The sequence below is a fragment of the Arthrobacter globiformis genome (assembly GCF_003261175.1).
Taxonomy (GTDB): domain Bacteria; phylum Actinomycetota; class Actinomycetes; order Actinomycetales; family Micrococcaceae; genus Arthrobacter; species Arthrobacter globiformis_A.
This window is the reverse complement of the sequence record NZ_QLNP01000032.1, coordinates 1-7,143: the sequence shown is the minus strand read 5'-3', so window position 1 is coordinate 7,143 and position 7,143 is coordinate 1. Positions and strand designations below refer to the sequence as shown.

The window sequence follows — 7,143 nt, the reverse complement described above, 5'->3', positions numbered from 1 at the left end:
CGCGACAATGACTACCGATGCGGCCTGGAAGTGCTCTACACCGTTTTGGATGTACACCGCTCCCGTGGCGATGCCCTTGTCGTTCACCACGACCTGCGAAACCCGGGCATTCGTCACGATCTTAGCCCCGTGTTTGAGGGCATCCGGCAACAATGCCACGTCGACGGATGCTTTCGCGCCAGCGGGGCAGCCGATCATGCAGACCCCCAAGCGCTGACACTGCTTCATGTTGTGGTGATCGCGAGATGGGATTGAGTTGTAGCCGGGCCACCAGTGCCATCCCAGCTTGTTCATACCCTTCGCCAGCGTCCGCCCGGACGCGTTGATGGGATGAGCCGGAAGCGGAGGGTTATATCCAGGCGGATATGCAGGATTACCCGGATGGCCAGAAACTCCCAGGTCATACTCCACGGCGGCGTAATACGGGGCCAATTCTTCGTAACTGAGTGGCCAGTCATCGGCGACCCCGTCAAGCGTCCGCACTCGAAAGTCGGACGGCAGCGCACGACACCAGCATGAGGCGTAGAGGATAGTGGACCCTCCAACACCATTGAACATGCCTATTTGGGCACTCGATTCGCTGACGTCGATTGGGTAATCTTCGATGCGTCCGCGAACGTTTGGGTCCGGGTGCCACTTTTTCGTGCCAAGCAGTTCGTATTCTGGCCGCAGGCCGGGAAGATCTCCTTGACTAACCCAATCGCCCTGCTCAAGTACGGTGACGGAGTAGCCCTCCTCTGCGAGATGTTTGGCAGCCACGGAACCTGAAGCTCCTGCACCAACAATTAGTACGTCCACGGCGTCGCTGGTTTTTCGCACCCTTTGCCTCCTGCGGGCTTCATCGCCCATTTCTACGTTAAAGATTCTTCTAAAAGCGAAACTGCAATATGTGCAGGGTCGCAGCGTATTTCGCACTATGGTATGCAAGGGGCTAATCACTGTCAACGCCTTGATGGGTCATGTGGGGCCAGGCGGGGGTACGTAATCGCAGGGGAAGCAGACGTAGCAAGGAGGCCGGCGATGTCGACGCCCAATCAAGGGTCACTCTAATTACCGAGTCCGTGCAGGACTCCCTGTCAGTCCAGTTCCCTTGAGATACGAGAGAACTTATCCAATCGCGTGTTGCCGGTTCTGCAGCCAAGGCGGACCGGGCAAATTTCATGGCCACTAACGGGCTGCTGACGTCCGTCGTTTGACGACCCGAGGGTTGATCCAGTGCCGGCTGCGGCCGCTGGTTCATTCAGGACTCCGTGGCCGAAGGGTTGGGGAACCAACTTCAACATTGACGGGATTAACAGGATCTCCACTACTTAGAAGGCCGCCACTAACTACTGGCCAGTCGTAGGCTCTTCGGGGTTTTAGGAACAGGCTTCAAGCCTCACAGGTTCTGTTCGTTCTTGCAGACGCCTCGACGCACTCCGGATCGGCCAGACGACTTTGAATCCGAGGCGACGTTTCAGCCCAATTGCCGCTTTTACGCCTATGCAGCGTCCACGGCCGGAATTGCCCGGATCCGGCCGGCCCGGGGAGCTGGTGGTGGGAGGAAGCCTCTGCCGACAGGGCGGACGATGCGTTTTCGTGCGAGGCAGAAGGGTTCCCTTGCGCGGAATCCAAACCCAGGTGCCGCTTATTGGGCGAACGGAGGCTCCCACCATTGGTGCCCGCCAAGCAATCCCACGTCCCGGTCCAAGGCATAGGTTGACGCTATCGCGGTTATCGGTGCCTTGTTCGCACGGGGAATCAGTCAATCGCGACGGCCTGGACGCCCGGCCGCCAGGTCAGGGGCAGGGCGAAGAGTCGGCCCCAACCCTCTTGCGGCGCCGCCCCTCAACACACCCCAGGACCTACCCAGTAACCAGGACCCCGACCCGATGGTAGTCATCCGCGACTGATGCCGGAGCAGCGATCCCGATTGGGCATCTCAGAAATACCGCTCGGATGGGCGGGCTGAGATCCACAGGACACGGCCAGCTCAGAGCGGCTTTACGACGGTCCATCGGGGCTCTGGAATGCTCCAAAAGTAGGGGAATAGGCCTGTAGCAGGTCGGTTTCATAACCAATGTGCGCCCATTTCTTTCGAAGACCATCGTTGACAGGCGCAAAATCGCAACCTAGCCTTAGTGCAACATACGCTTCGTTACTGCGTCATATGCACTGCTGATAAGACTCTGAGGGTGGTAGTGCATCTCTCATCCTTGACGGCGGGCAACGGTGCCCAAGGAGGTTAACATGCAACAATTCAACGGGAAGTTCTTACGGCCGACTTATGTGAGCCGAATAGGCACCAAGCCATGACACTGGAGGCCGGGCACAACCACGTCGGGGCGGTCGCTGTGAAAGGCCGCGATGAGACCCTGATCAAAGTGACCCAGGTTTCCAAGAAATTTGGCGGAGTTCATGCCCTGAAAGGAATCGACTTAGAAGTAAACGCAGGCGAAGTTAATGCGTTGCTTGGTGAGAATGGAGCTGGTAAGTCCACGCTCATCAAGATTATTGCGGGGGCGATGACGGCTGACGGTGGCTCAATTGAGATCGCTGGTCGTGAGCACAGCTTCAAATCCCCAGCCGAATCGCGAGCAGCAGGCCTCGCCGTAGTCTACCAAGAATTGAGCCTCATTCCCTCGCTTTCCGTCGCTGCCAACTTGTTTCTAGGGCGGGAGCCGCGTAACCGTTTGGGACTGGTCAACAGGCGCAAGCTACTTCGCGATGCGGACGAGTTCCTGGATTCCTACGGTTTTCCACTCGACTCGAAAGCCCGGGTCAGTGACCTCCCATTCGCCTACCGCCAGATGACGGAAATCTCGAAGGCACTTATCGGTGACGTCAGAGTTCTCGTTCTGGATGAACCGACTTCCGCCCTGACGTCTGGCGAAGAGGAAATTCTGTTTAGCGCTGTTGAACGAGTCACGGCCCGAGGCGTGGGAGTCATTTACGTTACCCACCGATTGAAGGAGGTTTTCCGCATATCGCACCGGGTGACGATCCTCCGAGACGGCCGCAATGCCGCCACAATGCTCACAAAAGATGTCGACATGGACAAGCTGGTTGCGGAAATCGTGGGCCCCAACCACAACGGCCTCAAGACTGCGGTCGCCTCCGATAACACCTTGTCCCAGCCGGGACACGGGAACGGAGTTAGCTCCAGCTCTTCTCCGATCTTTCAGCTGAAAGCGGTCAGCAATGACCGTCTGCGGGGCGTAGATCTCGAGGTTAGGGAAGGTGAAATACACGGTTTAGCCGGCAGCATAGGCAGTGGAAGGACAGAAATTCTCGAAACGGTCTTCGGACTGCGCAAGATTAAAGCTGGCACGATGTCTATGGACGGCAAAGAAGTCAGCATCAAGTCCCCCTACGAAGCCATCGCCAAAGGCATTGCCTTGGCTCCAGAAGATCGCCACGAAGAAGGCTTGATTCTGGACCAGACCATCGAGCAGAACCTGGCGCTGCCGCGGCTCAAAGGCCTAACAAGGTACGGCTGGTTCCTACGTAAAGCTTCGAAGGCGCAAGCCAACCTCGCTATGCAGACTCTGTCTGTGAAGGCGCCGGCTTCGTCGGTCCGCGTCAAAAATCTCTCCGGAGGAAACCAGCAGAAGGTCGTCTTTGCCAAGTGGTTTCCTCCTGTGCCCAAGCTGTTACTCCTTGACGAACCAACAGTGGGTGTCGACGTCGGCGCCCGTGAAGAGATCTATGGCGTGGTCCGTGATATCGCGCGATCGGGGTCAGCCGTCCTTGTCGCATCCTCGGACCTCTTGGAACTGATGATCCTCTGCGATCGAATATCCATCGTTGCGGACGGGCGAGTAGTCACAACTGTTAACCGCTCGGAATTGATCGGGGAAGAAGAGCTCCATCGTTTGATCCAACAGTCCCACTCATTCTCAAAGGAACTCTCGTGAGCCAAACATTAACATCGACAATGCCACCTGAAAACGGGTTCAAGAGAGCATCGACGGTCCTTCTGTCCGGCGACCGACCCTACCTGCTGTACATTGCCTTTGCATTGTTGCTGGTGGTCTTCAGCGCAGCCTCGCCGGTCTTCTTTTCGGTGGACAATTTCCTCAACATTGGTCGTCAGACTGCCTTGGTGTCGATTATCGCGGTAGGAATGACATTTGTGATCGTTACCGGGCAAATCGACCTCTCGGTTGCGTCGACACTTGCTCTGTCGGGCATGACCGCTGCGCTAGCCATGCAGCACATCAGCAATAACTGGGTCCTGGGGGCTGTAGTCGGGATTGCAACCGGCGGGATTGTCGGACTGATCAACGGCACTCTCACAACTCACCTGGCCATACCATCGTTCCTCGTTACGCTGGGAATGCTTGGCATTGCACGTGGGATTGCACTCATCGTCACCGACACTAAACCCGTCCTCATTACAAATCAGGAGTACTGGGACGTGTTCGGCGAGGGCTACTTTGCGGGAGTACCCGTGCCTGTCCTATGGACTGTCCTGATCTTCGCAATCGGCGCAGTGCTGCTCCACGGATCAACCTTTGGCCGTCGGGTATATGCCACCGGGGGCAACGCCTCGGCGGCGCGTTATTCGGGCATCAACGTCAAACGGACTACGACGATTTCCTTTGTCCTTACCGGCGCCCTCGCCGGCTTGGCAGCCCTTGTCCTGACAGCTCGCTCTCACGCTGCCCGACCTGATGTCGCCCAAGGCCTGGAGCTGGACGTGATCGCGGCCGTCATTCTCGGCGGCAGCAGCCTGTTCGGCGGCCGAGGTCTGATCGTCGGAACGCTGCTCGGAAGCCTCATCATCGGCGTCCTGAATAACGGACTGGTACTTACCGGAGTAAGCTCCGCGCTCCAGGTCGTCATCAAAGGCGTGATCATCATTGCAGCCGTGGCCTTCTCCAAGAAGTAAGAACCCCACCACCAGTAAGAGTTCCACCTAGCGCGGTTAACCGCTGCCCTGGACGCGCACGCAATCACAACACAATGGAGAGTTGGAAAATGAGCAAACATCAATCCCGGTTGGCACTCCTCGCGGTGACAGGGCTGCTGATCACCACGGGTTGTTCGAGCGGGTCTGGGACCACTGCAGGTGCCGGTTCACCAGTTGCGGCTCTCGACGCCGCCACTCTCGGACCAAGCGAAATAATTGGCGTTGGGCCCGATGGCGACCCAGCGGCCACCATTGACGATCTGGCCCTTACCCCAGCGGAGGCCGACAAAGTCCGGGCGGGAAACTTTGAGGTCGGCCTCGTCATGCATACGCTCAACCTTGACTGGTCAAAGCTGCAGATTAAGGGAATAACAGACACGTTCAATAAGTACGGTGTAAAGATCAAGAGCACAACTGCTGCTGAATACAAGGTCGACAAGCAGACCTCCGACCTGGAGAACACGATTCAGCAAAAGCCTGACGGGATCATCAGTATCCCTGTTGACAACACGGCGATGGCGCCCGCGTTCAAAAAAGTTCAGGCCGCTGGCATCAAATTGGTCTTTATGGACAACGTCCCTGAAGGGCTCAAGCATCCTGCGGATTACTCCTCGATGATCTCGGCAGACAGCCAGGGTAACGGGCAAATCGCAGCAGAAATCCTGGCGGCGCAGATCCCCAAGGATGGAACAGTCGGGATTGTTGACTTCGGAGTCGACTTTTTCGTGACGAACCAGCGTACTCTGGGGGTCACCGACTGGCTCGCAAAGAACAGGCCCGACATCAAGGTGAAGAAAACTACCTTCACTGACACATCCAAGGTCTCTCAGACAGCCGGTGACTTTCTAACTGCCAACCCTGACGTCAGGGGACTGTTCGTCGTGTGGGATGCGCCGGCCATGGACACTTTGTCAGCGATGCGCGCGCAGGGAATCAATATTCCTGTCACAACAATCGACCTAGGTTTGGAATCAGCCCTGGAACTCGCCAGTGGTGGACCCCTTAAAGGTCTTGGTGCCCAGCGGCCCTATGACCAAGGTGTAGCTGAAGCAATGGCCATGGTCAATGCGCTGATCGGCAAGAAGCCTCCCGCTTGGGTGGGCGTAAAGTCCCTTGCGGTCATGCAGTCCAACCTCCTGGAGGCATACGGGGAGGTTTGGAAGACAGACCCCCCCCAAGAGGTTTCGGACGCCTGCGAGCAGGCCGGAAACGCCTGCCGCTGATCTCCTAGTCCCGGGCCGGGAGGTTACTAGTTTCCCGGCCCGGGGTTCTAGAAAGGCAGGAGTGAACTGCGATCCCCTGCTGCAACATATGCTGCGCTTATGCACATACTGCGTTGACGCATATAGGCTACAGAAAAGCAAACGGGACACAAGCTTTCTGCTTGTTCCGAAGACCTATGGGCGATGGAGCTCAAGAGGAGGTTGACAATGCAAAAGTCCGTTGACGCCGTGGACGTGCTGATTGTCGGGGCAGGAGCCTCGGGATCCGTTGCCGCGAAGCACCTTTCACAGGCCGGCTTTAGCGTGACCGTTCTTGAGCAGGGCGATTGGACCGATGCCGGGAAGTTCCCTGGACTGCAGCCGGAGTACGAAATTCTGGGAAGCCGGAAATGGAATCCCGACCCAAATGTCCGAGGCCGACGCGAGGACTACCCGATCGACGTCTCGGACTCGGAACAAGCGGTTTACATGTACAACGGGGTAGGCGGTGGAACCGTCGCCTTCGCAGCTGTCTGGAGCCGGCCACTGCCGTCAGATTTCCGGGTTCGGACCTTCGACGGACTATCAGATGATTGGCCTATTAGCTACGAAGATCTGCTGCCCTATTTTGAGCTTAATGACCTTGACTTCGGTGTATCCGGGATGGGAGGGAACCCCGCCTATCCCAACACCGCGCCGCCGCCGCTCCCCGCCCATCCGATCAACATGACCGGTCGGACGATGGCCATGGGTATGAACAAGCTGGGATGGCACTGGTGGCCCGGCTACTCGGCGATCCCGTCATTGCCGCACCGGAACCAAGCTCAGTGTGCTCGGCTGGGCATTTGCCGACTTGGCTGTCCGGCTGGCGCGAAAGGCTCTGTAGATATCACTGTGTTGCCGGAGGCGATGAAGGCTGGCGCTAAGATCGTGACGAATGCCCGGGTTTCGCAGGTCGTGGTGAACGACAAGGGCATCGCCACGGGAGCGGTGTACATCCAAAACGGTGTAGAGCACTTCCAGGCCGCATCGGTAGTCATTGTCGCG

At 57.6% G+C, this 7,143-nt stretch carries 5 protein-coding genes; 4 read left to right on the top strand and 1 reads right to left on the bottom strand.

The genetic code is table 11. From position 1 onward, the window contains the following. Nucleotides 1-819, bottom strand: an 819-nt coding sequence (locus tag DBZ45_RS22575; RefSeq protein ID WP_190242976.1) for an FAD-dependent oxidoreductase, incomplete at its 3' end; no start/stop codon positions are given. 1,472 nt (nt 820-2,291) lie between these two features. Between DBZ45_RS22575 and DBZ45_RS02610 the strand changes: the two genes are divergently transcribed. The 4 genes from DBZ45_RS02610 to DBZ45_RS02595 form a co-directional block, all read left to right on the top strand. Further along, on the top strand, nt 2,292-3,896 hold the full coding sequence (locus tag DBZ45_RS02610) for a sugar ABC transporter ATP-binding protein (RefSeq protein WP_111902419.1): 1,605 nt from the start codon (nt 2,292-2,294) through the stop codon (nt 3,894-3,896). After that, nucleotides 3,893-4,873: an ABC transporter permease gene (locus DBZ45_RS02605; RefSeq protein ID WP_223256887.1), complete on the top strand. Its 981-nt coding sequence runs from the start codon at nt 3,893-3,895 to the stop codon at nt 4,871-4,873. Before DBZ45_RS02610 ends, DBZ45_RS02605 begins: the two co-directional genes overlap by 4 nt. Nucleotides 4,874-4,962: 89 nt before the next feature. After that, nucleotides 4,963-6,117, top strand: coding sequence for a substrate-binding domain-containing protein (locus DBZ45_RS02600; RefSeq protein ID WP_223256886.1), 1,155 nt, complete (start codon nt 4,963-4,965; stop codon nt 6,115-6,117). 207 nt (nt 6,118-6,324) lie between these two features. Then, the coding region (locus DBZ45_RS02595) for an FAD-dependent oxidoreductase (protein WP_190242975.1) at nt 6,325-7,143 on the top strand (819 nt) is incomplete at its 3' end.